This window comes from Actinomyces sp. oral taxon 849 str. F0330, assembly GCF_000239715.1.
Lineage (GTDB): Bacteria > Actinomycetota > Actinomycetes > Actinomycetales > Actinomycetaceae > Actinomyces > Actinomyces johnsonii.
Genome location: NZ_JH470352.1, coordinates 4,974 through 31,220, shown reverse-complemented (window position 1 = coordinate 31,220; position 26,247 = coordinate 4,974). Strand labels below are relative to the sequence as shown.

General features: G+C 68.1%; 19 protein-coding genes, 3 pseudogenes and 1 riboswitch. Of the genes and pseudogenes, 6 read left to right on the top strand and 16 right to left on the bottom strand.

The features are described 5' to 3' along the window. The 15 genes and pseudogenes from HMPREF0975_RS16650 to HMPREF0975_RS17105 all read right to left on the bottom strand — a co-directional run. A pseudogene (locus HMPREF0975_RS16650) lies at nt 1-196 on the bottom strand (bifunctional diaminohydroxyphosphoribosylaminopyrimidine deaminase/5-amino-6-(5-phosphoribosylamino)uracil reductase RibD); the annotation flags it as partial. Between the two features lie 89 nt (nt 197-285). After that, nucleotides 286-413: riboswitch (FMN riboswitch) on the bottom strand. 133 nt (nt 414-546) lie between these two features. Continuing rightward, nucleotides 547-2,034: a DUF1846 domain-containing protein gene (locus HMPREF0975_RS07550; RefSeq protein WP_009233553.1), complete on the bottom strand. Its 1,488-nt coding sequence runs from the start codon at nt 2,032-2,034 to the stop codon at nt 547-549. Nucleotides 2,035-2,147: 113 nt separating this feature from the next. Then, nucleotides 2,148-2,408, bottom strand: coding sequence for a 30S ribosomal protein S20 (rpsT, locus tag HMPREF0975_RS07545; RefSeq protein WP_009233552.1), 261 nt, complete (start codon nt 2,406-2,408; stop codon nt 2,148-2,150). A gap of 240 nt (nt 2,409-2,648) precedes the next feature. Beyond that, the gene (locus tag HMPREF0975_RS07540; protein ID WP_009233551.1) at nt 2,649-3,266 is read right to left on the bottom strand and encodes a type II toxin-antitoxin system PemK/MazF family toxin; all 618 of its coding nucleotides are present in this window, start codon (nt 3,264-3,266) and stop codon (nt 2,649-2,651) included. 157 nt (nt 3,267-3,423) lie between these two features. Then, nucleotides 3,424-4,950 carry a hypothetical protein gene (locus tag HMPREF0975_RS07535; RefSeq protein ID WP_049939651.1) on the bottom strand — a complete coding sequence of 509 codons (1,527 nt, stop codon included), beginning with the start codon at nt 4,948-4,950 and terminating at the stop codon, nt 3,424-3,426. 159 nt (nt 4,951-5,109) lie between these two features. Further along, nucleotides 5,110-6,564, bottom strand: a complete 1,455-nt coding sequence (locus tag HMPREF0975_RS07530) for a hypothetical protein (protein WP_009233549.1) — start codon at nt 6,562-6,564, stop codon at nt 5,110-5,112. A gap of 261 nt (nt 6,565-6,825) precedes the next feature. Then, entirely contained in the window at nt 6,826-8,352 is a 1,527-nt protein-coding gene (locus HMPREF0975_RS07525) for a hypothetical protein (protein ID WP_049939650.1), read from the bottom strand. Nucleotides 8,353-8,584: 232 nt separating this feature from the next. Then, nucleotides 8,585-9,247, bottom strand: coding sequence for a hypothetical protein (locus HMPREF0975_RS07520; RefSeq protein ID WP_009233547.1), 663 nt, complete (start codon nt 9,245-9,247; stop codon nt 8,585-8,587). A gap of 116 nt (nt 9,248-9,363) precedes the next feature. After that, entirely contained in the window at nt 9,364-10,239 is an 876-nt protein-coding gene (trpA, locus tag HMPREF0975_RS07515) for a tryptophan synthase subunit alpha (protein ID WP_009233546.1), read from the bottom strand. A gap of 1 nt (nt 10,240) precedes the next feature. Then, complete coding sequence (trpB, locus tag HMPREF0975_RS07510) at nt 10,241-12,526, bottom strand: tryptophan synthase subunit beta (protein WP_009233545.1); 2,286 nt, start codon at nt 12,524-12,526, stop codon at nt 10,241-10,243. A 9-nt stretch (nt 12,527-12,535) separates the two neighbouring features. Continuing rightward, nucleotides 12,536-13,648 carry an anthranilate phosphoribosyltransferase gene (gene trpD, locus HMPREF0975_RS07505; RefSeq protein ID WP_009233544.1) on the bottom strand — a complete coding sequence of 371 codons (1,113 nt, stop codon included), beginning with the start codon at nt 13,646-13,648 and terminating at the stop codon, nt 12,536-12,538. Nucleotides 13,649-13,758: 110 nt separating this feature from the next. Next, nucleotides 13,759-14,451 carry an anthranilate synthase component II gene (locus HMPREF0975_RS07500; protein ID WP_049939649.1) on the bottom strand — a complete coding sequence of 231 codons (693 nt, stop codon included), beginning with the start codon at nt 14,449-14,451 and terminating at the stop codon, nt 13,759-13,761. A gap of 63 nt (nt 14,452-14,514) precedes the next feature. After that, on the bottom strand, nt 14,515-16,251 hold the full coding sequence (locus HMPREF0975_RS07495) for an anthranilate synthase component 1 (protein WP_009233542.1): 1,737 nt from the start codon (nt 16,249-16,251) through the stop codon (nt 14,515-14,517). Between the two features lie 291 nt (nt 16,252-16,542). Beyond that, entirely contained in the window at nt 16,543-18,237 is a 1,695-nt protein-coding gene (locus HMPREF0975_RS07490; RefSeq protein ID WP_009233541.1) for a S8 family peptidase, read from the bottom strand. Nucleotides 18,238-18,399: 162 nt separating this feature from the next. Continuing rightward, complete coding sequence (locus tag HMPREF0975_RS17105; protein ID WP_009233540.1) at nt 18,400-18,528, bottom strand: hypothetical protein; 129 nt, start codon at nt 18,526-18,528, stop codon at nt 18,400-18,402. A 283-nt stretch (nt 18,529-18,811) separates the two neighbouring features. Between HMPREF0975_RS17105 and lepA the strand changes: the two genes are divergently transcribed. The 6 genes and pseudogenes from lepA to HMPREF0975_RS17310 form a co-directional block, all read left to right on the top strand. Then, the gene (gene lepA, locus HMPREF0975_RS07480; protein WP_009233539.1) at nt 18,812-20,695 is read left to right on the top strand and encodes a translation elongation factor 4; all 1,884 of its coding nucleotides are present in this window, start codon (nt 18,812-18,814) and stop codon (nt 20,693-20,695) included. A gap of 82 nt (nt 20,696-20,777) precedes the next feature. Next, complete coding sequence (locus HMPREF0975_RS07475) at nt 20,778-21,602, top strand: MOSC domain-containing protein (RefSeq protein ID WP_009233538.1); 825 nt, start codon at nt 20,778-20,780, stop codon at nt 21,600-21,602. 76 nt (nt 21,603-21,678) lie between these two features. After that, nucleotides 21,679-22,689: a tRNA (guanosine(46)-N7)-methyltransferase TrmB gene (trmB, locus tag HMPREF0975_RS07470; protein ID WP_009233537.1), complete on the top strand. Its 1,011-nt coding sequence runs from the start codon at nt 21,679-21,681 to the stop codon at nt 22,687-22,689. After that, a complete protein-coding gene (locus HMPREF0975_RS07465) occupies nt 22,686-24,002 on the top strand; it encodes an MFS transporter (protein WP_009233536.1) in 1,317 nt (438 codons plus the stop codon). The genes trmB and HMPREF0975_RS07465 overlap by 4 nt, the downstream gene beginning before the upstream one ends. Beyond that, a complete protein-coding gene (hemW, locus tag HMPREF0975_RS07460; RefSeq protein ID WP_009233535.1) occupies nt 23,999-25,276 on the top strand; it encodes a radical SAM family heme chaperone HemW in 1,278 nt (425 codons plus the stop codon). The genes HMPREF0975_RS07465 and hemW overlap by 4 nt, the downstream gene beginning before the upstream one ends. 191 nt (nt 25,277-25,467) lie before the next feature. Further along, nucleotides 25,468-25,656: pseudogene (locus HMPREF0975_RS17310) on the top strand (IS3 family transposase); the annotation flags it as partial. A 177-nt stretch (nt 25,657-25,833) separates the two neighbouring features. Here HMPREF0975_RS17310 and HMPREF0975_RS07455 read toward each other — a convergent pair. After that, nucleotides 25,834-26,247: pseudogene (locus tag HMPREF0975_RS07455) on the bottom strand (transposase); the annotation flags it as partial.

Below are 26,247 nucleotides of genomic sequence, written 5' to 3'. Positions count from 1 at the left end.
CGAGGCTCGCCAGCGCGTCGACCTCGGCGTGGGCGGTGCCGGCGCCACGGTGGTGGCCCTCGGCGAGGACGTCGCCGTCGGCGGAGAGGATGACGCAACCGACCCTGGGGTTGGGGCCGGGCGGGGCGTCGGGGGAGGCCGCGGCTCGGAGGGCGCGTCGCATCGCGGCCGTCTGCACGGGGGTGAACGAAGTCATCCGGTCCTCTCCCTCGGGTGCGCTGGGGAGAGACACCGCCACGCCGGACCCACCGGGTGCACGGCACCCGGTACGGCATGGTGTGTCCCGTGCGCGCTTCCCATCCGGACTCTCACCGTCGGTCCAGGAGTTCCACCTGGTCAGCCGGTCGCTGGATGCGACCGGGTCGCGGACTGTCACCGCCGGTTCGGACTTTCACCGACCCCAGAGCACACGAGCTCATCTCGTTGGGGAGAATGTACCGCGTGCGAGTGCGCTCGGCCGCCTCCCCGCACTCATGTGATCAGCCCCACCTCGACAGGGTGTCCGAATGCGGACGGCACCGCAGGCAGGCCGCCCGCGCCCGGGCCTCACTTCTTGCGGTACAGGGACTTGGTGGCGTAGACCGGCTCGTTAGTGACCTGGACCCCCAGGGCGCGGAAGATGCCCTCGTCCACGGACCCCAGGATCGTGGAGGTGTGGACGTCGCAGCCCCGCAGCGTCTCGAGCTGGTCGAGGGCCTTGCGGGCGTTGTCGTCCCCGTTGGCGGACACGGCCAGGGCGATGAGCACCTCGTCGGTGTGCAGCCGCGGGTTGCGGCTGCCCAGTCCCTGAGTCTTGAGCTTCTGGATCGGCTCGATGGAGGCCGGGGCCAGCAGGTCGACGCTGTCATCGATCCCGGCCAGGACCTTGAGGGCGTTGAGCAGCATCGCCGAGGAGCAGCCCAGCAGAGCCGAGGTCTTACCCGTCACGATGCGCCCGTCGGGCAGCTCGATCGCCGAGGCGGGCTCACCGGTGGCCGCCGCCACCTCCAGCGTGGGCGGCACGACGGGACGGTCCTCCTTGCTGACCCCCACCTTGGCCATGAGCAGCGCGATCCGTTGGGACTGGACGGGGGCGATGACGTCGCGCTTCTCGGTCACCAGGGCCCGGTAGTAGCGGCGGATGATCTCCTGGCTGGCGGCCTGCCGGCAGGCCTCGTCATCGCAGATGCAGTTACCTGCCATGTTGACGCCCATGTCCGTGGGGGAGGCGTAGGGCGAGGACCCCAGGATCTCCTCGAACAGACGGGTCAGGACCGGGAAGACCTCAACGTCGCGGTTGTAGTTGACGGTCTGGACGCCGTGGGCCGCCAGATGGAAGGGGTCGATCATGTTGACGTCGTCGAGGTCCGCGGTGGCGGCCTCGTAGGCGATGTTGACCGGGTGGTCCAGGGGGAGGTTCCAGATCGGGAAGGTCTCGAACTTCGCGTAGCCCGAGGAGATGCCCCGCAGGTGGTCGTGGTAGATCTGGGACAGGCAGGTGGCCATCTTGCCGCTGCCCGGGCCGGGGGCGGTGACGACCACGAGGTCCCGGCGGGTCTCGATGTACTCGTTGCGCCCGTATCCCTCCTCGGAGACGATGCGGGTGACGTCACCGGGGTAGCCGGGGATGGGGAAGTGACGATAGACCGTGATACCCAGCGACTCCAGCTTGCGTTTGAAGTCGTGGGCCTGACGATTGTCCTCGGTCCACTGAGTCACGACGACGCTGCCCACGTAGAGCCCGTAGCTGCGGAAGGCGTCGATGTGGCGCAGCAGGTCGTCCTCGTAGGAGATGCCCAGGTCCGCGCGGACCTTGTTGCGGGCGAGGTGCTTGGCGTTGACCGCCATGACGATCTCGACCTCGTCGGCCAGCTCGGCGAGCATGACAATCTTGTTGTCCGGGGTGAAGCCCGGCAGCACGCGCGAGGCGTGCATGTCGTCGATGAGCTTGCCGCCGAACTCCAGATAGAGCTTGCCGCCGAACTGGGCGCGGCGCTCCGCAATGTGGCTGGACTGCATCCGCAGGTACTTGTCGCGGTCGAATCCGATGCGCAATGGGCTCTCCTTGAAGCGGTCTGATGAACGGGAACGGGGTGAGGGATATGGAAAAAGGGGAGGGCGCCTCCCCGGTGGGAGGCGCCCTTCAGATGCTCACTGCTGCGGTGGCCTCAGAGCGAGGCGACGCGCTTGGCGAGCTTGGACTTTCGGTTGGCGGCCTGGTTCTTGTGGATGACGCCCTTGGAGACGGCCTTGTCCAGCTTGCGGGAGGCGGCCTTGAGATGCTCGAGCGCGGCGTCCTTGTCACCGGCCTCGACGGCCTCGCGCACGCGGCGCACGTAGGTCTTGAGCTCGGACTTGACGGACTTGTTGCGCAGGCGGGCCTTCTCGTTGGTCCTAATACGCTTGATCTGGGACTTGATGTTCGCCACGGTGAAACTTTCTCGCGTCTGATTGGTCGATGGCCGGAGAGAGGGTTCGCGCCACGGGCTGACATGAGGTGGTGGGGCACCTGGCTGACCCGGTCGCCGGACCCCGCAGCCGGCCAGGCCAGAGGTCCAGTAGGCGACTGTATCATTCAGGATCCCCGCATCCCCAGGCGTGAAACGGGGTGCAGGCGTGAGGTGTATCGCCCCATGACCCGTTGCGCTCAGACTGTGCTCCGGATGTGCTCAGGAGTGGTGGTGGCGGCGCAGGGCGGCGACGACGCCGTCGAAGACCTGCCGGCTCATCGTGGCCCCCTCGCGTCGCACCGAGGCCGGCTCCACCAGGAGCAGGCGGTCCAGGCGCACCTCGCTGGGGCGGCCCTGACGGTCCCAGTCGCCAGTTCCGACGTCGTGCCAGAAGCGCCCCCAGCGCGCCTCCTGAGCGGCATCTCGATCATGGTCCTTGCTCGTCATCTGGGCCGCAACGAGGCAGGTCTCATGACGTGCCAGGATCAGCACCGGCCGATCTTTGCCCTGAGCGGGATCCTCCTCGAAGGGAACCCAGGCCCACACCACTTCACCGGGGTCGGCGTCGCCGTCGGGGTCGGGGGAGTAGCTGAAGGCGGGCAGTCCCAGGGCGACGACGTCGTAGACGCCGACCCCCCGAGGGGAGGACGACGTGGGTGATAATTTGGGCGAACGGGCTCGAACGGGCGCAGTGGGTTTGCCGGGGTCCGCAGATCCGGCCGGCGTACTCCCGGACGGGTCCGGCGAGGTCGACGGCTTTTGGGCGAGTGCGTCGCTCACGGCGTCGGAGGCGGCGCGACCGAGCAGGCTGAGGATCCGATTGAGCAGACTGGCCATGGGCGCCACCCTATCGTCTGGCGAGAGTGCCGGGACGCCGTGGCCGCCGAGGGTCGGTGCCGGTGACCAACAACGCGGTGGTCCTCTCCCCGGTGTGGGGAGAGGACCACCGGTGATGCCGCGGATCGCGGTGACTCGCGGTGCGTGCCCGAAGGTTCTAGTTCTTCGTGCGCGTCACAGCGGTGCAGACCGCGAAGGATGCGGCCTCGATACCGGCGCCGCTGTCGGCGACGTCGATCTGGGTGGTCAGTCCCTTGGAGGGATCCTTGGCGTCGCAGGTGCCCAGGGCCTTCCAGCCGTCCTCGGTGATCGCGTCGGCGTTGATCGTGTACGTGTTCCAGAAGGTCATGGTGGTTGTGGAGTTTCCGGGCATGGGGTCTCCCGTTGGCAGCCAGACGGAACCGTCCTCCCGGAAAACGAAGGCGTTGATGTCGACTCGCCACGGGAGGCCGGTGCCCCACATGTTCCGTATATCGACGCCGGCGGGGAGGTGGGGTCGCAGGACGACGTCGGAGGTTCTCCCCTCGGCGTCGGTCTTGTTGGTGAAGGTGACGGTGTACTCGACCTCGACCTTGTAGGTGCCGGTGGGAGCGACCTCGATGCTGCTCTGGGAGCTCTTGGCCGAGACCTCGCCGACGGGACGGTCGTCGGTGTAGTCGCTGGAGAAGGTCTTGTCACCGGTGGTGACTCCGGCTGTGATCGTGTTGCGCCCGACGACGCCGGTCAGGTCCACCTGGCAGGTGACTTCTTTACCCTCGGGCACTTTCGCCTTGCCGCTGGAGACCTTGAGGTTCTCTGCCGGTCCCTTGGCAGAGACGACCTCGCCGCCGAAGGCGGTCAGGTCGCAGGTCAGGGCGGTGACCTGGGCCTGTCCTTTAGAGCGGCTTGCGGAGATGGTGAAGTCGGACAGGGGGGTGGTCGAGTCGTTCTTCGCTTTCATGGTGAAGCGCCCGGCGTCCTTGGCGGCGCCGTCGACCTTGACCGCCTCGGTGGTGACGGTGGTGTGGGGCGCACTGGCTGCCGGCTTCTGCGCCGTAGCCGTGGGCCTGAGAACCAGACTGCTCGTGGAGGTCGCGATCGTGGGGGTGAAGCTGTAACTACGCGCATCGGTACCGGGCGACACCGCCGTGGCCCCGAGGTCTAGGTCGAAGGAGGAGCTCCTGTTCCACAGGATGGTGAACTTGGGCTTGTAGGTCAGGCTCAGGTGCTCCGGAGTGCAGGTGACGGCTTCGACCTCGCCGGCGCTGTCCCCGAAGTCGTTGTAGTGCAGCTGATCGGAGGTGCCCAGGCCTGAGTCGCCCCACTTGGTCTCGGGCGCGCCCTCACCGCCCTGAGCGTAGAAGGTGCTCGTCCCGGCGACGCGGTCCGGCGAGGGGCAGGTCCAGGTCCACTGGCCCGGCACGGAGTCCGCCTCAATGGTGACGGTGGGCTTCTGCCAGGGTGCGATCGCGGAGGGGATGTGGACCTTCCAGCTCAGGCAGTCAGTGGCGTCGTCGGAGCCGTGGCAGCCGGCACCGGCCATGTTGTAACGCCCCTCGACGGTGATGCCGGTGTCGGGCGCAGTGGTGGGGGTAGCGGCGCTCGCTGGAGCGGCGACGGTGCCGGCGGCGAGCAGGGGGAGAGCCATGGCGACGCCCAGGAGGCGTCGCCATGACCGAGCGGGATGAGAAGGTGGGGTGTGCATGAGCACGCCTTTCTCCGAGATGATCGGGATGGGAACCAATGGTCCTGTTAATATACCGTTAAGAAGGACATTATCGAAAGGTTGGATCAGTTCTACTGGCACCCGATTTCTCGTTTCGTAAGATAAATACTACGAAGGTCGACTGACCGGTGTCCGTGGTCAGTTCTCCGTGCGCGTCACGGGGGTACAGATCGAGTGGGTCCCGGCCTCGATGCCGGCGTGGCTGTCGGCGACGTCGATCTGGGTGGTCAGTCCCTTGGAGGGATCCTTGGCGTCGCAGGTGCCCAGAGCCTTCCAACCATCCTCGGTGATCGCCTCGGCGTTGACCGTGTAGGTGTTCAAGAAGGTCATCGTGGTTGACGAGTTGGCGTTCAGGGAATCACTGGTACGCAATGACAAGGAGCCGTCATTCTGGATGGCGTAGCTGTCCGGGCCGACCCACCACGGGGTACCAGTGCCCGTCACGCTCTTGAGCGTGAAGCCGGAGGGGACCTGAGGCCGCAGGACGATATCGGAGCTGTACCCGTCGGCGTCGGTGGTGTTGGTGAAGGTGACGGTGTAGCCGACCTCGACCTCGTAGGTGCCGATGGGGTCAGCCTCAACGCCGAGGTCAGTGGGCTGGACCGTCACCTCGCCGAGTGGGCGGTAGTCGAAGAAGTCGTTGGAGAAGGTCTGGTCGCCGGTGGTGAGTCCGGCCGTGATCGTGTTGCGTCCGGCGACGCCGGTCAGGTCCACCTGGCAGGAGATCTCCTTGCCCTGGGGTACCTTCGCCTTGCCGCTGGAGACCTTGAGGCTCTCGGCCGGTCCCTTGGCAGAGACGACCTCGCCGCCGAAGGCGGTCAGATCGCAGGTCAGGGCGGTCACCTGTGACCGTCCCCTGGATCTGCCCGCGGAGATGGTGAAGTCGGACAGGGGTGTGGTCGAGTCGTTCCTCGCCGTCATGGTGAAGCGCCCGGCGTCCCTGGCGGCGCCGTCGACCTTGACCGCCTCGGTGGTGACGGTGGCGTGAGGAGCGCTGGCCGCCGGCTTCTGCGCCGTGACAGTGGGCCGAAGAATCGCGTTGCGCGTGGAGACGTCGATCGTTGGTGTGAAGTGATAGCTGCGCGTATCCGCGCCGGGCTTTACCGCCGTGGCCCCGAGATCCAGGTCGAGGTAGGAGCTCTTGTCCCAGGCGGCGTTGAAGTTGACCTCGTAGGTCAGACTCAGGTGCTCGGGAGTGCAGGTGATCGCCTTGACCGATCCTGCGCTGTCCCCGTGGTGGTTGTAGTAGAGGCCGGCGAGGAGGCCTAGGTCGGATTCGGCCAGTTTGGCTGGGGGGTCGCCCTGGTCCCTCTTGATGTAGAAGGCGCTCGTCCCAGCCACCTTGTCACCGTCCGGCGTGGGGCAGGTCCAGGTCCACTGGCCCGGCACGGAGTCGGCCTCAATGGTGACGTTGGTAGAGCCCTTCGGGGTGATGGCCGATGGAACACGAACTCTCCAGCTCAGACATCCCTCGGCATTGTCGGAGCCGTGGCAGCCGGCACCGGCCGTGTTGTAACGCCCCTCAACGGTGATGTCGGCATCAGCGGATGCCGGAGCAGCGACGGTGCCGGCGGCGAACAGGGGGAGAGCCATGGCGACGCCTAGGAGGCGTCGCCATGGCCGAGCGGGATGAGAAGGTGGGGTGTGCATGAGCACGCCTTTCTCCGAGGTGATCGGGATGGGAACTAATTGCATCATTAATGTACCGACAAGGTGGACATTATTGAAAGGTTGGATCAGTTCTACTGACGCTCGGTTTCTCATCTCGTAAGAAAAAGCTACGAAGGTCGGGTAAGCGACGACTTTCGCCTACCCGACCTTCGTCTATTCAGGTCGACTGACCGGTGTCCGTGGTCAGTTCTCCGTGCGCGTCACGGTGGTGCAGACTGAGTAGGTCCCGGCCTCGATGCCGGCGTCGCTGTCGGCGACGTCGATCTGGGTGGTCAGTCCCTTGGAGGGATCCTTGGCGTCGCAGGTGCCCAGGGCCTTCCAGCCCTCCTCGGTGATCGCGTCGGCGTTGACCGTGTAGGTGTTCAAGAAGGTCATCGTGGTGGACGAACCGGCATACAGGGGCTCGGCCGTCGACAACGACACGGAGCCATCCGGCTCGATGATGTAGTCGTCCATGGTGATCCACCACGGGACACCAGTGCCCCACACGCTCTTGAGGGTGAAGCCGGCGGGGAGGTGAGGTCGCAGAATGATATTGGAGCTGTACCCGTCGGCGTCGGTGGTGTTGGTGAAGGTGACGGTGTAGCCGACCTCGACCTCGTAGGTGCCGGTGGGGGCGGCCTCGACGCCGAGGTCAGTGGGCTGGACCGTGACTTCGCCGACGGGGCGGTCGTCGGTGTAGTCGCTGGAGAAGGTCTGGTCGCCGGTGGTGAGTCCGGCCGTGATCGTGTTGCGTCCGACGATGCCGGTCAGGTCCACCTGGCAGGAGATCTCCTTGCCCTGGGGTACCTTCGCCTTGCCGCTGGAGACCTTGAGGCTCTCGGCCGGTCCCTTGGCAGAGACGACCTCGCCGCCGAAGGCGGTCAGGTCGCAGGTCAGGGCGGTGACCTGGGCCTGTCCCCTGCCTCGCGAGGCGGAGATGGTGAAGTCGGGCAGGGGGGTGGTCGAGTCGTTCTTCGCCTTCAAGGTGAAGCGCCCAGCGTCCTTGGCGGCACCGTCGACCTTGACCGCCTCGGTGGTGACCGTGGCGTGGGTGGCGCTGGCTGCCGGCTTCTGCGCCGTAGCCGTGGGCCTGAGAACCTGGCTGGCCGTGGAGGTCGTGATTGTGGGGCTGAAGCTGTAGCTACGCGCATCCGCACCAGGGGCCGCTGCCGTGGCCCCGAGGTCCAAGTCGAGGTAGGAGCTCTTGTCCCAGGCGGCGTTGAAGTTGACCTCGTAGGTCAGACTCAGGTGCTCAGGAGTGCAGGTGATCGCCTTGACCGATCCTGCGCTGTCCCCGTGGTGGTTGTAGTAGAGGCCGGCGAAGAAGTTCAGGTCGGATTCGGCCAGTTTGGCTGGAGGCTCGCCCTCGCCCTTCTTGATGTAGAAGGCGCTCGTCCCGGCCACCTTGTCACCGTCCGGCGTGGGGCAGGTCCAGGTCCACTGGCCCGGCACGGAGTCGGCCTCAATGGTGATGTTGGTGGAGCTGTTCGGGGCTATGTCGGAGGGGACGCGAACTCCCCAGCTCAGGCAGCCGGCGGCGTCATCGGAGCCGTGGCAGCCGGCACCGGCCGTGTTGTAACGCCCCTCAACGGTGATGCCGGTATCAGGTGCGGCGGCAGAGGTAGCGGCGCTCGCTGGAGCGGTACCGGCGGCGAGCAGGGGGAGAGCCATGGCGACGCCCAGGAGGCGTCGCCATGGCCGAGCGGGATGAGAAGGTGGGGTGTGCATGAGCACGCCTTTCTCCGAGATGATCGGGATGGGAACCAATTGCCTTGTCAATATACCGTTAAGAAGGACATTATCAAAAGGTTGGATCAGTTCTACCGACGCCCAGTGTCTTCCGGCCCTCCTCGGTGATCGTGTCTGGAGCTGGATGAGAATGGACCGCAAATTAAGACAAAGGTCGGATGTGCGAAGACTCGTCGCACATCCGACCTTTGTCGTTCTGTTCTCCGTGCTTTTAATGAGGCGCTGCGTTCGCGGCAGGTTTCTGCACGGTTGCCGTGATTTTCTGGGGGGTGTTGTCCGCGGAGGTGGTGACTGTCGGTGAGAAGGAGTAGGTGTGTTGGCCGGATCCCGGGGTCGTTGTGGTCGTTCCGAAGCTCAGGTCGAGGTAGGAGCCCTCCGCGCGCACCAGGTCATCAATCTTGTAGGTGATGCTCAGGTGCTCCGGGGTGCACGTGATGGCGTCGACCTGCCCGGCGCTGTCTCCGTACGATCCGTAGTGGAGGCGCGCGAAGCGTCTGAGATCGGAACTGCTCAGCTTCTTGCTCTCACCTCCGATGGGGGCGTCGTAGAACGACGCCGTTCCGGCGACCCGGTCGTTCGCGAGGCAGTTCCATGCCCACTGACCGGGGACGGAGTCGACCTCAACGGTGACGGTCAGCTCCTTCTTCGGCGCGATGGTGGAGGGGATGCGCAGGCCCCAGCTGAGGCAGTCGGTGCTGGTGCCCGAGCCCTGGCATCCCTCGCCGCTCGAATTGTAGATTCCGGAGGCGATGATGCTATCGGGGGCGGCCTGTGCCGGTGAAGAGAGGAAGCCGGCGAGGAGCAGGGGGAGGGCTGCGATGGCACCGGTGAGGCGCCGTCGGGATGAGGCTGGTTGTCGTTGTGGCAGATGCATGAGCAACCTCTTTCACGGGGTAGTGGGGACAGAAATGACTACCCGGTCAATATACCGTGGTGCGCGTCACTCGTAAAGAGGATCCGGCCCCTGTTATGAGGCGGCAGCAGGCCGGTTCAGTGCCGGCGCGTGGCGTCCTTCATGGTGGCGGTGAAGGCGACGAGCTCGCTGCGCAGTGCCCCGAGCGCATAATGACGGCGCTCCTCGTTGCCGCGCCCACCGTTATCGCCAGAGGTGGCCGCCACGATCTCGGGGGCAAAGCGCTCGACGATCTTGACCGTGGCGGACCCGCTGATCGCCCCGTCGGCGCCCGCGGCGATCGCCTCGGCAACCTGCGCGGGCGTGGAGATGCCGAAGCCCAGCATGACGGGTGCGGCGGAGTCGGCGCGAAGGCGCTCCACCGACTCGGCCAGCCCCACGGTGGACGAGGCCCTCTCGGTACCGGTCACGCCCACCCGGGAGACGGCGTAGACGTAGCCGCGTGAGGCCGCTGCCACCGCGTCCAGGGTTTCGGCGGCGGCCGACGGCGGTGCGATGTAGACGGCGTCGATGCCGGCCTCCTCGGCGGCACGGCTGAAGAGTGCCGACTCGCGGATCGGGACGTCGGGCAGCAGCACCGAGTCGATGCCGACCTGGGCACACTCGGTGTAGAAGCGCTCCAGGCCCATCGCGAAGGGCACGTTGCCGTAGATGAGCATGCCGATGGGCAGCTGCGGGTGGCGCCGGCGTACCCGCGCGACCACCTCCAAGCAGTCGCTGAAGCCGGCCCCAGCGGCCAGCGCCCTGACGTGCGCCTTCTGGATCGTGGGTCCGTCGGCGACTGGGTCGGTGAAGGGCACACCCAACTCCAGGGCGTCGGCCCCACCGGCGATGAGGGCCTCGATGACGGCCTCGCTGGTGGTCGGGTCGGGGTCGCCGACCATGACGAAGGGGACGAAGGCACCCTCACCGCGCTCCTTGAGAGCGGCGAACATCGCGGGGTAGCGGCTCATGTCAGAACTCCTCGTTTGGGCCGGTGCTCATGCCTGCGTTCAGACCTGCGTACTCAGTGCGTTTGCCCATCTGCTCCACCATGCGCGCAGCCCGGGCGACGGCACCGTCGGTGGAGAACGAGCCGCCCAACCGCGCCCGCACCTGATCGAGATCCTTGTCCCCGCGGCCCGACAGGCACACCAGTAGGATCGGGGGCTCCTCGCCGTCGGGCACCTCCCGGGCCATGGCCAGAGCCTGTGCCAGGGCGTGAGCCGACTCCACGGCCGGGATGATCCCCTCGTGGCGCGAGAGCAGCTGGAAGGCCTCGATCGCATCGTCATCGCAGATACCGACGTAGCGGGCCCTGCCGGTGTCCGATAACCAGGCGTGCTCGGGCCCCACGCCCGGGTAGTCCAGGCCCGCCGAGACGGAGAAGGACTCCTCGACCTGTCCCTCGGAGGTGCGCATGAGGTAGCTGCGCGCCCCGTGGAGGATGCCCACCAGTCCCTTGTTGATGGGGGCGCCGTGGCGGGGCGTGTTCAGTCCCTCACCGGCGGGCTCGACACCGATGAGCTCGACGCCGGGGTCGTCGATGAAGTCCGCGAACATGCCGATCGCGTTGGACCCCCCACCCACGCAGGCGATGACCGAGTCCGGCAGACGCCCTGTCAGCCCCAGCACCTGGGCGCGGGCCTCACGGGAGATGACCCGGTGGTACTCGCGCACGATCGTGGGGAAGGGATGAGGGCCGGCGGCCGTGCCCAGCAGGTAGTGGGTGTCGGCGAAGGAGGCGGTCCAGTCGCGCAGCGCCTCGTTGACGGCGTCCTTGAGCGTGCCGGCGCCGCTGTCCACCGGCACTACCGTGGCGCCCATGAGTTCCATGCGCTCGACGTTGGAAGCCTGGCGTACGACGTCGGTGGCCCCCATGTAGATGGTGCAATCCAGTCCCAGCAGGGCACAGACCATGGCGGTGGCCGTTCCGTGCTGGCCCGCACCGGTCTCGGCGATGATGCGCCGCTTGCCCATCCGCTTGGCCAGCAGGGCCTGGCCCAGGACCTGGTTGCCCTTGTGAGCGCCGCCGTGGACCAGGTCCTCGCGCTTGAGCAGGATGCGGGCGTTGCCCTCCAGCGGAAGGTTGCGCAGCTCGGTGACTGTTGTGGGACGTCCCAGGTAGCGGGTCATGAGCGTGTCCAGCTCGGCGGCGAAGGCGGGGTCGGCCTGGGCGTCGATGAAGGCGTCCTCGAGCTGGTCCAAGGCCGGGATGAGCAGCTCGGGTACGAACTGCCCGCCGTAGGGTCCGAAGAAGGCGGGCAGGCGCGGGTGGTGCCTTTCCCTCTCGCCCTCGCCCGGTTCCTGGTCCGACGGCGACGTTGCGCCCTGGCTCTGGGACTGTCCGTCCCGCTGTGGCAGCGGCACCGCGGTGGCCAGGTCTCGGGCGGCCTCGGCCGGGTCCGGGGCTCCGGACAGGGACGAGCCCACCAGGAGGGCATCCACCAGGCCGGAGAGGCGCCGTACGTCGTCGGGCGTGCTGACCCCCGACTCGCCGATGAGGACCACCCCGGCCGGGGCCAGTGGGGCCAGCTTCTCGGTGCGGGCCAGGTTCGTGTCCAGGGTGCGCAGGTCGCGGTTGTTGATGCCGATGACCTCGGCGCCCAGCGCCGCCGCCCGGTGCATCTCCTCAGGGCTCGAGACCTCCGTGAGCACCTCCATGCCCAGGCAGCGCGCCAGCTCGGCCAGTTCTCGGTAGACGTCGTCGGGCACCACCGAGAGCATGAGCAGGATCGCGTCCGCCCCCAGGCTGCGGGCCGCCAGCACCTGGACCTCATCGACGATGAAGTCCTTGCACAGGACGGGGACGTCCACCACCTCGCGCACGGCCGCCAGGTCGTCGAAGGAGCCGTTGAAGCGGTCGGGCTCGGTGAGTACCGAGACCGCGGCCGCATGGGGTGCGTACTGCGCGGCGAGCGCGGCCGGGTCGTAATCGGAGCGGATGGTCCCGCGCGAGGGTGAGGCCGCCTTGCACTCCATGATGAGGGCCGGCTGCGGGCCCGCTGCCCCGCCGCTGCGAGTGCGCAGGGCTGCGGCGAAGGAGCGCTGCGAGTGCGGCAGCTCCTCGGCGCGCAGGTGCCCGAAGCGGGCGCGCAGCTCCTCGATGCGCTCACGGCGCGCCTGGACGATCGAGTCCAGGACGGTGCCCGTGGCGATGAGCCGCGCCTCGACCGGCTCACGGTGCGCGCGCTCGCCGGGGTCCGAAGTCGGGGAGCCGGGATCCATGGAGGGAATGGGGGCGGTATCGGGGGTGGTCACGGTCTCTCCTCAGGCCCGCTCGGCGGCTGAATCGTCGGCGGGCTCACTGGCCAATTCACTGGCTTTGGTCATGGACTCCAGGTGGCGGGCCACGCGGCCAGAACGGATCTGCTCCAGTGCCATGGCGGTGCCGTCTGCGAGGTTGTCGGCCGGGCCTGCGAGATACAGCAGGGCGCCGGCATTGACAGCGATGGCGTCGCGATGGGCCGGCCTGCCCTCACCCGAGATGGCCTCGCGCAGCAGACGGGCGTTGTCGGCAGGCTCCCCGCCCAGCAGATCGGCCAGCTCGTAGGTGCTCACCCCCAGTTCCTGGGGCGCGACCTCGTAGGACTTGACCCCGCGGGGAGTCGCCTCGCGCACGAGCGTCGGCCCGTGGACGGCGATCTCGTCCAGGCCCGAGCCATGCACGACCAGCGCCCGCTTGCGTCCCAGCTGGACCATCGCCTCCGCGATCATGTCCAGCATGCTCGGGTCCCACACGCCCATGAGTTGGAAGGTCAGGTGGGCCGGGTTCACCAGCGGCCCCAGGACGTTGAAGATCGTGGGGGTCGCCAGCGCTCTGCGCACCGGGGCCACGTGCCGCATGGCCGGATGGTAGGCCTGGGCGAACAGGAAGGTGAAGTGGTCGCGGGCCAGCAGTTCGACCGCCGTGGCCGGGTCCACGTCCAGGGGCAGTCCCAGCTCGGCGATGACGTCGGCCGCCCCCGTCTTGGAGGAGACGGCCCGGTTGCCGTGCTTGGCAACCGCGATCCCCATCGAGGCGGCCACCAGGCCCGCCCCCGTGGAGATGTTGATCGTGCCTACGCCGTCGCCCCCGGTGCCGACGACGTCCACCAGTGGGAAGGTCACCGAGGGGAAGGCCCGGGCCGCCTGGCGGAAGGCGTTCGCGGCCCCGGCGACCTCCTGGGGCTCCTCGCCGCGGGCGTGCAGCGCCGCTAGCAGCGCCGCCGTCTCCGCCTCAGACAGATCCCCGGCGCCCAGGGCGGCGAAGACCGTGGAGGCCTGCTCACGGGTGAGGCGCCGCCCCTGAACGACTTCGCGCAGTAGCTCGTGCGCTTCCTGCGCCGTGGCAACATGCGTGCCGTCCGCGGCAGTGGGGGCCGCATTGTTGGTCTCACTCATCGGTCTGTAGCTCCTTCACGGATGGTTGAGGCTTGGGGCGCTCGGGGACGATTCTGCCCGAGTGGCTCCGCAGTTGCGGGGATCTGCGGGATGACGTGAGGCGGCGTGGCTCAGGAGGTTCGGGCCAGGTCGGCGGTGATGGACTTGAGCAGAGCCGGCCCCTGAGGGGTGAGGATCGACTCGGGATGGAACTGCAGCCCGACCGCCGGAGCCGATCGGTGCCGGGCCGCCATGACAATGCCATCGACTCCTTCGACCGGCGCAGTGCGGGCCAGGCTGACAAGCGCCTCGGGCGGCGTGCGCGTGCCCAGCGAGTGATAGCGGGCCACATCCAGCGGTCCGCCGTCGAGCACCGTGAAGGCCGGGTCCGCGCGGCCGGCCTCGGTGACCTCGACGCGGTCGGAGCGACCGTGGACCGGGCCGACCGGGGCGACCCGTCCGCCGCAGGCCTCGACGAGGGCCTGGAAGCCCAGGCAGATGCCCAGCGTCGGGATCGCCTGCTCCAGTGCGGCGGCGATGAGCTCCATGAGGCATCCCGATGTCGCCGGGTAGCCCGGACCGGGGGACAGGCACAGAACCGGGCGGCGAGCGGACTCGTGCTCGGCCTCGGTGGGCTCCAGAGCGGCGAGCACCCGGGAGACCGGTACGTTGTTGCGATAAACCTCGATGTGGGAGCCGAGCGTGGCGAACTGGTCGACGAGGTTGTAGACGAAGGAGTCGCGGTTGTCGAGCAGGACCACCCGGGTCGGGGCCGAGACTGCCACGGTGTCCTTCTCCGTGCTGTTCACTGCGCTATTCACCATGCTCTTGGCCATGCTATTCACTGTGTTCTGCCCGCTGCGCCGAGTGCTGGTATTGGTCATGGCTCAAACCTCCTTGCCGGTCCGGTCGATGACGAGGGCGGCGCCCTGTGCGGCGGCCACCGCCTCAAGGACGGCACGGGCCTTGTGGACGGTCTCGGCGGCCTCGGCGGCCGGGGAGGACGCGGCCACCACGCCGGCCCCGGCCTGGACCAAGGCGGTCCCGTCGGCCACGAAGCCGGAACGGATGACGATGCAGGTGTCCAGCTCGCCGTCTCCGCGGATGTAGCCCACCGAGCCGCCGTAGGAACCACGCCGCACGCCCTCGGCCCGGCGGATGAGCTCGGCGGCCCGCAGCTTGGGCGCCCCGGTGAGGGTGCCCATCGTCATGGAGGCGCGGAAGGCGTCCAGAGCATCCAGGTCATCGGCCAGCTCGCCGGAGACCTCTGAGACCAGGTGCATCACCCGGCTGTAGCGGTCCACGCGCAAAAGGTCCTGAACGCTGCGGGTGCCCGGACGGCTGACCCGGGCGACGTCGTTGCGGGCAAGGTCCACGAGCATGACGTGCTCGGCAACCTCCTTGGCGTCGGTGCGCAGCTCCAGCTCCAGACGGGTGTCGCGCTCGTGATCCACCGAGCCGTCGGGGTGCAGCCCGCGCGGACGGGTCCCTGCGATCGGACGGATGGCGACCCGGCCGCTGCGCGCCGAGTGCAGCAGTGCCGACTCCGGGGAGGCCCCGAACAGCTCGAAGTCCGGGGCCGCCAGATAGAACATGTAGGGGCTCGGGTTGGCCTGGCGCAGCACGTGGTAGGCGGCCAGCGTGTCCGGGCAGGCGATGGTGAAGCCGCGCGAGGGCACCACCTGATAGATGTCGCCGTCGGCGATGTAGCCGCGCATCGTCTCCACAACCGCCTCGAAGTCGGCGTCGGAGATGGTGGGCTCCGCGTGCAGGACCGGGCAGCCGGCGGCGGCTGTCGACGCGGACGGAACCTTGCTGCCGTCGGCACCGTCGACCGGCTCATCGGTCGCGTCGTCGATGGCTGCGGCCAGCGCGTTCATGCGCGACTCCAGGTCCACGGCGTCGACGGAGGCTCCCACCAGGGTCGCCTCCTGTGTGGGGTGGTCGACGACGAGGATGATGCGGGCGTCGTAGAAAAGGTAGTCCGGGCAGGTATTGGCACCCTGGTCCACCTCGGGCAGGGACTCGAAGGTGGACAGGTAGTCGAAAGCGAAGGTCCCCGCCTCCAACGGCAGATGAGGGTGATCGATCTCGGTTCCGGCCAGGACCCGCAGCGGCTCGATGGTGGACAGGGCCGTGAGGCGCTCGCGTTCCTCGATCGCTGGGTCGTCGTCGGCGCTGGTGGGCAGGCTGAGCGTGAGCCGGTTGGGGGAGCGGTCCGTGACGTGCTCGCCCAGGTGCTGTTCCAGGCGGGCCAGGGCGGCAAGGCCGTCGGGCCCGGGGCCCTGACCGTCGACGGCGTCCAGCGCCTCAGCAGTGACGGTTCCGCCCCAGCAAGTCATCCTGGCCGAGGCCTCTAGGACGGCGACCGTGGTGCGCGAGACCTTGGTCGTGATGTCGGCGCTCTCGAGCAGGATGCAGTCCACGGGGCGTACCGTGCTGTTGCCGGTGTCGCTTTCTGCGCCTCCGACCGGGTATCCAGTGATGCGCAGCAGGCCTGTGCGGGTCAGGTGCTCCAGGAGGGCACCGCCGTCGGCGTGGTAGCGCACTTGGCGCGTGAGGACGATCGGTGAGGCAGCAGAGGGCGCGGCTGGAGGTGCTGCATCTGACACGGTGGGTGGCATGGGGCCTCTTTCCTGAGATCGTGGGTCAGGCGGGCCTCTCACTCATGCTATCGGGCGGGCCCGCGGTGAGCGAGCCGGTACGTCCTAGCGCGTCAGGGTGGTGGCTCGCCTCAAGGGGAGCCACCACCACTGGCGGTCGCGGAACGCTGTCATAGCACAGAGGGTAGAACGAGGTTGCCAAGCGGCCAAATCGGCGGCAGAAGATGAGATGCGTGTCCGGATTGGCAGCGCAGGATGAGTCGCTCGGTGTCTCACCATGCCGGCGGTGGGCCGCTAAGAGCAGAGAACCTCTTACTGGAAGCGGCGGGGAGGCACGCTGGGGGTGGAGGATTTTCTGCTCGAGGTCGAGGGACTCGTGCTGGGGGAGGAGGATCTTCTGCTCGAGGTCGAGGGACTCGCGCTGGGGGAGGAGGACTCCTTATCCGAGGCAGAAGGGCTCGCGCTGGCGGTCGTACTGGGGCCAGGGCTCTTACCGGACACGTTGTCCACGGCGGCGGCCGCGTTGACAATGCCGGCGCCGCAGGCCTTGCGATCGCATTCTGCCATTGGAGTAGCTGTATTCTGCAGTATGGTGACGACCTCTTCGGCCTTCAGATCGGGGTTAAGAGCCAGCATCAGCGCAACCGTTCCGGACACGTGGGGGGTCGCCTGGCTGGTGCCCATCATGATGGCATAGTCGGGATCCTGTGGAGCTTTCGTGGATTTGTCGGCCAAGGACAAAATACCGTTCTCGGCGGCGTCGATTTCACCGCCGGGGGCGGAGATATCGACACCGGTCCCATAGTTGGAGAAGGAGGATCGGGCACCGGTCTTCGTAGAGGCGCCGACGGTGATGACGTTCTTACAGCCCGCAGGGGCGACGTTGCGCACGTCCTGATCATCGTTCCCGGCGGCGGCGACGATGATTGAGCCGCGTGCGACAGCGGCATCGATGGTCTTCTGGAAGAAGCGCGGGCAGCTGCCGGTGCCGCCTATGCTCATATTGATGATCCGGGCGGGGTTCTCGTTGTCCGGTACGCCGTTGACCTTGCCCCCCGAGGCCCAGGTGACGGCGTCGATGGTGTCGGCGCTTGTGGAACCGCATCGGCCCAGGACGCGCACGGGCACGATTTTGGCATCCGGGGCGACGCCCGCCACTCCGTTCTTGTTGTTCGTGCGCGCGGCGATAGTGCCGGCCACGTGGGAACCGTGCCAGCTCGACGTCTGATCCTTGCTGGCCCCGCCCTCCGAAGAACAGTCGCCCTGCTTGATCCAGTCGCCCTCGTCGGACGGGTCCGCGTCATAGCCATCGTTGTCGCGAGCCCTTGCGGGATCGGAGATGAAGTCGTAGCCGGGCAGGAGCTGGCCCTCAAAGTCCGGATGGTTGCTCAGGATGCCAGTGTCGATGACGGCTACCGTGACGCCCTTGCCCGTGGACTGCGACCAGGCGTTGGTGGCGTTGATGCCGTAGGAGCCCGAGGTCATGTCCCACTGCTTGGAGAAGTACTGATCGTCGGGGACGTTGCTGTCCTCGGAGGAGGCGTTGTCCACGGCGGTCATGTGCATATCGGGCTCGACGGACTCAATGCCGTTGGCGGCCTCAAGTGTGGAAATGAACTCCTTGACCTGGTTCACAGTGAGCTTGTCGCTCAGTTTGACACCGGCCGTGCTCAGGGAGTGCGCGGTAACGTTCTCCACCTTGACTGAGAACTTCCCGGCGGCGTTGTCCAGCGTCTGCCTGTCCTCGGAGGGCAGGGATTCGAGGACGTTCTCGCCGTAGGCCTTCGCCGAGGCGATGACCTTGGCCGCCGCCGAGTTTTCGGCGTAGGAGACGATGAAGCGGTCGCTGGGCTCATTTGCGGCAGTGCTGCTGGACGCCTTTGCGGAGGAGCTGCGGTTGCCGAAGACTCCGGCATAAACCAGACCTGCGGCGATGATGGAGACCACTGCGACGGTGGAGACAATGGCGATGATCAGGACACGTTTTCTGCTGAGGGTTGTAGTCATTTCAGGAGACGCTTTCGGTGGGGACGACCCCGGGGGGACGGGGCTGCTCAGAAGCCCGCAGTGCGACGAGTCTGGCACGAAAAGGCGGCAGAGTCCCATCCGTGACTGTGGGTAGGCCTCCCCAACAGGGGCTGTTGGACAGGTCCGCCCGGTTCGGTTGCGCTAGTGGCTCCGGTCGTCACGTGTGGGGCGACTGCGCCGAATCATAACGATGAGCACCAGGGCCGTGCCCGTCAGGACGGAGACGATGCGGCCGATCGGGGCGGTGAGCCAGGCCGCCAGGATCATCATGCCAACGGTCGTGTAGACGGCCGCCCAGGCGATTGCCCCGACGACCGTGGCCGCTACGAGCGACGCAGCGGCATGCGGGCCACGCCCGCGGAGATGAGGAAGGCTAGCCTAAGCCGTCCGGTGTCCGGATGCGGAATCACCTACGTCGGCGCCTGGGGGAATCGGCGTGCAGCCGCACCTCACACCGCGGGGCGGCCCGCCGGGCTGGGGCGGTGGGCCGCCGTCGTGGGACACTTGAGCCAGACCCATGCCAGATATGAGGAAGAGCCAGGAACCGATCTCCGTGTCACCGATCCCCACACCAGAGCAGATGACCAGCGTCCAGCCCGCCGCCACCGAGCAGGCGCGTCTGCGCAACTTCTGCATCATCGCGCACATCGACCATGGCAAGTCCACCCTGGCCGACCGCATGCTTCAGGCCACCGGCGTCGTCCAGCCCCGCGACATGCGTGCCCAGTACCTGGACCGCATGGACATCGAGCGCGAGCGCGGCATCACCATCAAGTCTCAGGCCGTGCGCATGCCCTGGGCCCTCGAGAGCGACGACGGTGTCACGCGCGCCTACGCCCTCAACATGATCGATACCCCCGGGCACGTCGACTTCTCCTACGAGGTCAACCGCTCTCTGGCCGCCTGCGAGGGTGCGGTCCTCCTGGTCGACGCCGCCCAGGGCATCCAGGCCCAAACACTGGCCAACCTCTATATGGCCATCGAGGGAGACCTCACCATCATCCCGGTCCTCAACAAGATCGACCTGCCCGCCGCCGAGCCGGAGAAGCACGCCGAGGAGATCGCCTCCCTCATCGGCTGCGACGTCGACGACGTCCTCAAGGTCTCCGGCAAAACCGGCCAGGGCGTACCCGAGCTCCTCGACCGAATCGTCGAGACCGTCCCGGCCCCGCACGGCGCCCCCGACGCCCCGGCCCGCGCCATGATCTTCGACTCCGTCTACGACACCTACCGCGGTGTGGTCACCTACGTGCGCGTCGTCGACGGCGCCCTCAAGCCCCGCGAGCGCATCGAGATGCTCTCCACCGAGGCCGTCCACGACCTGCTGGAGATCGGCGTCATCAGCCCCGAGCCCACGCCGTCGGTGGGTCTGGGGGCCGGCGAGGTCGGCTACCTCATCACCGGCGTCAAAGACGTGCGCCAATCCAAGGTCGGTGACACGGTCACCTCTGCGGCTGCCCCGGCCGCCGAGCCCCTGTCGGGCTACCAGGATCCCAAGCCCATGGTCTTCTCCGGCCTGTTCCCGGTGGACGGCTCGGACTTCCCCGCTCTGCGCGACGCCCTAGACAAGCTCAAGCTCAACGACGCGGCCCTGACCTACGAGCCGGAGACCTCGGTGGCCCTGGGCTTCGGCTTCCGCTGCGGCTACCTGGGGCTGCTGCACCTGGAGATCATCCGTGAGCGACTGGAGCGCGAGTTCAACCTGGACATCATCTCCACGGCGCCGTCGGTGGTCTACGAGGTGACCATGGAGGACCGCACCGTGCACACGGTCACCAACCCCAGCGAGTTCCCCGAGGGCAAGGTCGCCGCAGTCTCCGAGCCGGTCGTGCGGGCCACGATCCTGACCCCCAGTGAGTTCGTGGGCACGGTCATGGAGCTGTGCCAGTCGCGCCGCGGCACCATGCAGGGCATGGACTACCTGTCCGAGTCCCGCGTGGAGATGCACTACGTGCTGCCGCTAGCGGAGATCGTCTTCGACTTCTTCGATGCCCTGAAGTCGCGCACCCGCGGCTACGCTTCCCTGGACTACGAGACGGACGGCTCCCAGGACGCCAACCTGGTCAAGGTCGACATCCTGCTCAACGGGGACAAGGTGGACGCCTTCAGCGCCATCGTCCACCGCGACTCGGCCTACTCCTACGGCGTCATGATGACCAAGCGGCTCAAGGACCTCATCCCGCGCCAGCAGTTCGAGGTGCCCGTGCAGGCGGCCATCGGCACCCGAGTCATCGCCCGCGAGACCATCCGGGCCCTGCGCAAGGACATGCTGGCCAAGTGCTACGGCGGCGACATCACCCGTAAGCGCAAGCTGCTGGAGAAGCAGAAGGAGGGTAAGAAGCGCATGAAGGCCATCGGCCGCGTCGAAGTGCCCCAGGAGGCCTTCATCGCGGCCCTCGGCGCGGACACGCCCACCGGCGCCAAGTCGGGCAAGTAACGGCACGTAGCAGACGGGTACGGGGACACGACGACTCCGAACGAGGAAGGCACCGACGGACCACGAAAGGACGGGTACCGACATGGCTGAGATGACAGGGAAGAACACGGCGAACACGGTCGAGGCTGCATTGAGCGACGACGGCTCCGGCCTGGTGCTCACCCGCGAGCTGGCCCGGGTCCTGGGTCAGCCGCACGCGGGCGCCGACGGCCGCCACGACGACGAGCCCTCCCCGTTCCACGACGGTGACCTGGTGGGAACCGTCAGCGCCGTGTGCACTGTCCGGCGGATGCGGCCCGACGCCGGTCCGGCGGGCGTCTCGGCGATCCACAAGGGCGCCGTCGACGGGCCGGTTGAGGTGAGCCGGACCGGGATCGTCACCGACAGGCACGGGGACCGAGCCCACCACGGGGGCAGTGACAAGGCCCTCTACGTCATGAGTGCCGCCGAGCAGCGGCACTGGTCCGAGGTCCTGGGAGGTATTGAGCCGGGGCGGCTGGGGGAGAACCTCCTCATCGAGGGCGACATCGACGATGTGGAGATCGGCGCGATCCTGTCCATCGGCGACCCGAGCAACGCAGGACTGCGGGTCAGGGTGACCGGCGTGCGCAACCCGTGCGCCACCTTCGCCCGCGGTGTGGGCCGTGCGGACTGGGTGGAGGTCTTCTCAGCGCGCAACCGGGTGGGCGTCTACCTTGCGGTGCTCACCGAGGGGACGGTGCAGGCCGGTGACGAGGTGCGCGTGGTCTCCTCCCCGGGGCACCGGGTCACCTGCCGGCGCTGGTTCGCCCACCACGACCCTCGCGACGCCCAGGGGCTGCTCAACTCCGAGATCTTCGGCAACTGCGTCATCGCCGACTTCACCAAGAAGTACGTGCGGGCCGCCGCCCACGAGCAGGTCGGCTGACGGCGCCGCTCAGTGCCCGACGACCCCGGGCAGACGGTTTCGAGACCTCACAGAAGTAAAGGACGCAAGGCTCCGCATGGCTCAGCACCACCCGCCCCGCTCCCACGCCATCCACTCCAGGGTGCGCTCCTTCTCGCGCGCCGGCGGTAGGCTGCGCCCCGTCCAGGCCGAGGCCCTGGCCCAGCTCGGCCCCCGCTACGTGGTCGACGTGCCGCGGGCCGACGCCGTGCGCACCGTGTCCCCGAGCTTCCGCCTGGATCCGGACCGACTCTTCGGACACGTCGGGCAGGTGCGCCCCCTCATCGTCGAGGTCGGCTCGGGCAGCGGTGAGGCGCTCCTGGCCCACGCTGCCGCCCACCCTGGGGTGGACTACCTGGCGGTGGAGGTCTGGGAGACCGCCATCGCCCGCCTGGTGACCTCCATCCACCGTCAGGGCCTGCACAACGTGCGCGTCGTGCCCGCCGACGCCTCCCAGCTGCTGGCCACGGCCCTGCCGGTGTCCTGCGCCAGTGAGGTGTGGGTGTTCTTCCCCGACCCCTGGCGCAAGCCCCGCCACCGCAAACGCCGTCTGGTGACCACCGCCTTCGCCGACTCGGTGGCGCGCGTCCTGCGCCCCAGCGGCGTGTGGCGTCTGGCCACCGACTGGGCGGACTACGCCTGGCAGATGCGCGACGTTGTCGAGGACGTCGCGGCGCTGCCCACCGGTCTGCGCCCCGACGCGACCCTGCCCTACTTCCGGCACGACGACGCTGGCGCCCGCCCCGATCTGGGGGCTGAGACCGCCGAGGAGGGGAGTCTGGGCAACGGCCTGGACCCTGGTTCCCCGGCGGGCGTGCGCGGCGGCTGGTCGCCCCGCTACGAGGGGCGGGTTATGACCCGGTTCGAGCAGCGGGGCCTGGATGCCGGGCGCACGATCCGCGACCTGACCGCCGTGCGCACCGAGGTGGCCTGGATCCCCGAACGGGGTGCCTCCATGCTGGAGCGTCTCGAGGTCGAGGGCCAGGCCTGGGACCAGCTGGAGTCCCAACCCTGGCGCCTGCGAGAGGGCCGCGGCGACGGCCTGTTGCACGCGACGGATCAGCTGTGAGCGGTGCCGCCGGGCTGCCCCGCCGCGCCTGGCTTATGGTCATCGTTGTCGGCTTCCTGGGTTTTTGCGCGGTTCTGCGGGCGCCGGTCGGGGTCATCCCGCCTCTGCTGACGCGTCTGGGGCAGGATCTGGGTATGGGGGAGGTGGCGCGCGGCGCGCTGACCTCGGTGCCGATCCTGTGCTTCGGGCTGCTCACCCCGCTGGCCTCGATGGTGGTGCGCCGCGTCGGCGTCAACGCCGCGGGTCTGCTCACCTTGGGAATGGCTCTGACCGGGGCGCTGCTGCGTTCGGCCGGGACCACCTGGGCGGCCTTCGCCGGAACCGTCGTCATCGGGGCGGGGCTGACGGTGGGCAACCTGGTGGCTCCCATGGTCATCGGCCGCGACTTCTGGCACCGCACGGCGCTGATGACCGGCCTGTACTCCTCGACCTGCAACGTCATCGTCACGGCGGCCACGGCCCTTGCCGTGCCGCTGGCCCTCGTCATCGGCTGGCAGGGCTCGGCCGCCGCCTGGACCGCGGTCCCGGTGCTGTTGGCCGGCGTCCTGTGGCTGTGGGTTTTCCCGCCCGGCAGGCCGGCGCCCCGCCAGAGTCTGCGGGAGCGGGCGGGGATGACCTCCTGGGTGACGGAGCGGGCCCTGGCCCGGCCGACGACGTCGGCGGGCGCCGCTGTCTGGAGGCGCCCCCTGACCTGGGTGATGGCGGCAGCCTTCGCGGCCCAGACCTTCTCCTACTACGCGGTCTCGGGCTGGCTGCCCACGGCCCTTGCCGACGAGCTCGGTATGAGTGAGGCGGGCGCCGGCGCGGCCGCCTCCGTGTTCTCCCTGCTGGGGATCGTGGGGCCGTTGCTGGTCCCGGTGATGTTCGAGGCGCTGCGGTGGCCGGCGAGCCGGGTGCTCGGCGTCATCTGCGCCTGCTGGCTGACGCTGCCGGTCTGCCTCGTGGTGGCCCCCGGCTTCTGGCTGGTGCCCTGCATGCTCTCCGGTATCGCACAGGGTGCCTTCTTCGCCGCCCTGTTCACGCTGGTCATCCGCCGCTCGGAGTCTGTTGATGACAACCGCAGGACAACCGCTCTCATCCAGACAACCGGCTACTGCGTGGCCGCGGTGGGACCCGTGGTGATGGGCTGGATTCACGGGTGCAGCGGAGGCTGGGTGATTCCCTTCGCCGTCGTGGCGGCGGTCCTGGTGCTTATGACCGTGTGCGCCCAGATCGCGGCTCGCGCGGGTGAACCGGCCGGAGCTGAACGCACCGTCCCGGCCGATGTCCTGGAGGGCGATGAACAGGCCGATGCTCGCGGTGGCACCGCATGAGTCCGGCCCAGCCCGTGGGCGAGCCCCTGCCGGGGACGGGTGAGCTGCCCGCTCAGGTGGCCGCGCCCGCGCCAGATGGGGGCGAGCGCCCGTTCTCGGTATACCTGCACGTGCCCTACTGCCGGGTGCGCTGCGGCTACTGCGACTTCAACACCTACACGAACCTGTCCATGGGGCGGGGTGCCTCGGCCGAGGACTTCGTGGGCACACTCGCCGGCGAGCTGCGCGCTACGCGCCGCGCCATGGACGCTGCGGGGCTGCCGGTGCGCCGGGCGCAAACCGTCTTCGTGGGCGGGGGAACCCCCACCATGCTGCCCGCCTCGGACCTGGTGAGAATGCTGGACCTCGTGCGCGAGTGCTTCGGGCTCGCACCGGACGCGGAGGTGACGACAGAGGCGAACCCCGACTCCGTGGACGAGGCGGGCCTGGCGGTCCTGGCCCGCGCCGGCTTCACCCGGGTTTCCTTCGGGATGCAATCGGCCGTGCCCCACGTGCTGAAAGTCCTGGAGCGCACCCATGAGCCCGCCCGGGTGCCCCGCGTCGTCGAATGGGCGCGGCGGACAGGACTGAGTACCTCCCTGGACCTTATCTACGGGGCTCCGGGGGAGTCCCTGGAGGACTGGCAGCGCTCCCTGGACGCAGTGGCTCAGATCGGCCCCGACCACGTGAGTGCCTACGCCCTGGTCATCGAGGAGGGCACCAGGATGTGGGGACAGGTCCGTCGCGGAGAGCTGCCGATGCCCGAGGACGATGACGAGGCCACCAAGTACGAAATGGCCGACGCCGCCCTGGCGCGGGCCGGCTACGAGTGGTACGAGATCTCAAACTGGGCGCGCCCGGGCGCCCAGTGCCGCCACAACCGGGCCTACTGGCTCGACTGGGACTGGTGGGGCGCCGGACCTGGAGCCCACTCCCACCTGGGCGACGTACGCCTGTGGAATACCAAGCACCCGGTGGCTTGGGCAGGACAGATCGCCGCCGGCCGTCTGCCCGTGGCCGGACACGAGGTTATCGACGCGGGCTCGCGCGAGCTGGAGCGGATCATGCTGGGCATCCGCCTGCGTGAGGGCATCGCGCTTGCGAGTCTCGCAGACGGCACGTCAGCGAACACGGCCGACGGCGCCGGAGCCACGCCGCCGCACCTGGTGCCCGTCGTGGCCGGTCTCGTGGCCGATGGGCTGCTCGACGCAGGCGCGGCCATGAGGGGCCGGGCGGTTCTCACCCTGCGCGGCCGCCTCATGGCCGACACTGTCATCCGCGCTGTGACTCGGTGAGGCTGCGCTCGCTGGATCGTCTCGGGTGTGGTGGAGGGTCTGATTCCACGGAAGGATGATGACCATGTTCGGCACCTAAGAAGTGTCCCGATGAGCTCAGGGAGCGTGCGGTCCGGTTGCGCCTGGACGCGTTGAAGGATCCCCAGCGAGCTCGAGGCTGCTTCAAACGGGTGGACAACCAGCTCGGCATCAACTCCGAGACGCTGTGAGGCTGGGACCGCCAGGTTCAGGTCGATGCCAGTGACCGCCCCGGCACGACCACTGCGGACGCCGAGCGTATCCGTGTCTTGGAGGCTGAGAACCGTGAGCTGCGCAGAGCCAACGAGATCCTGCGCAACGCGTCGGCTATTCTCGCGGCGGAGTGTGAGCGCCCGTTGCGTTGATCTGCCAGTACATCGACCAGTAGTACAAGGAGCGCTTTGGGCCTGGCTGATCTGCCGGGTCCTGTCCGACTCAGGCACCGAGATCGCCCCGAGCACCTATTACGCCGCCAAGGCTGGAGCGCCGTCAGCGCGCGATAGCGGACGGTCAAGTCTTTTGGTGTGGTGTAGATCGGGTTAGGGGTTGAGGGTGGTGGTGTGGTGGTCGGGTCGGGGGTGCTGGTCGTTGTGGAGCATGTGGGTGAGGCGTTGCAGGGATGTCTTGGACAGGTAGCGGCGTTCGCCGTACTGCCATTCCTCGTGCTGTTCGAGCAGGACGGCTCCGATCAGGCGGGTGACGGACTCCCGGTCGGGGAAGACCTGGACAACGTCGGCGCGGCGCTTGATCTCGCGGCCCAGGCGCTCGATGGGGTTGTTGGACCAGATCTTTTGCCAGTGCTCCCTGGGGAAGGCCGCAAACGCGGTCAGGTCGGCCTCGGCGTCGGCGAGCATGTCGGCGATCTCGGGGAAGGCGTCCTTCAGGAGTCGATGACGTGCTTGTACTGGGCGGTGGACGGCCGTGCCGGCTGGTCGTGGGCGAAGATCGTGGAG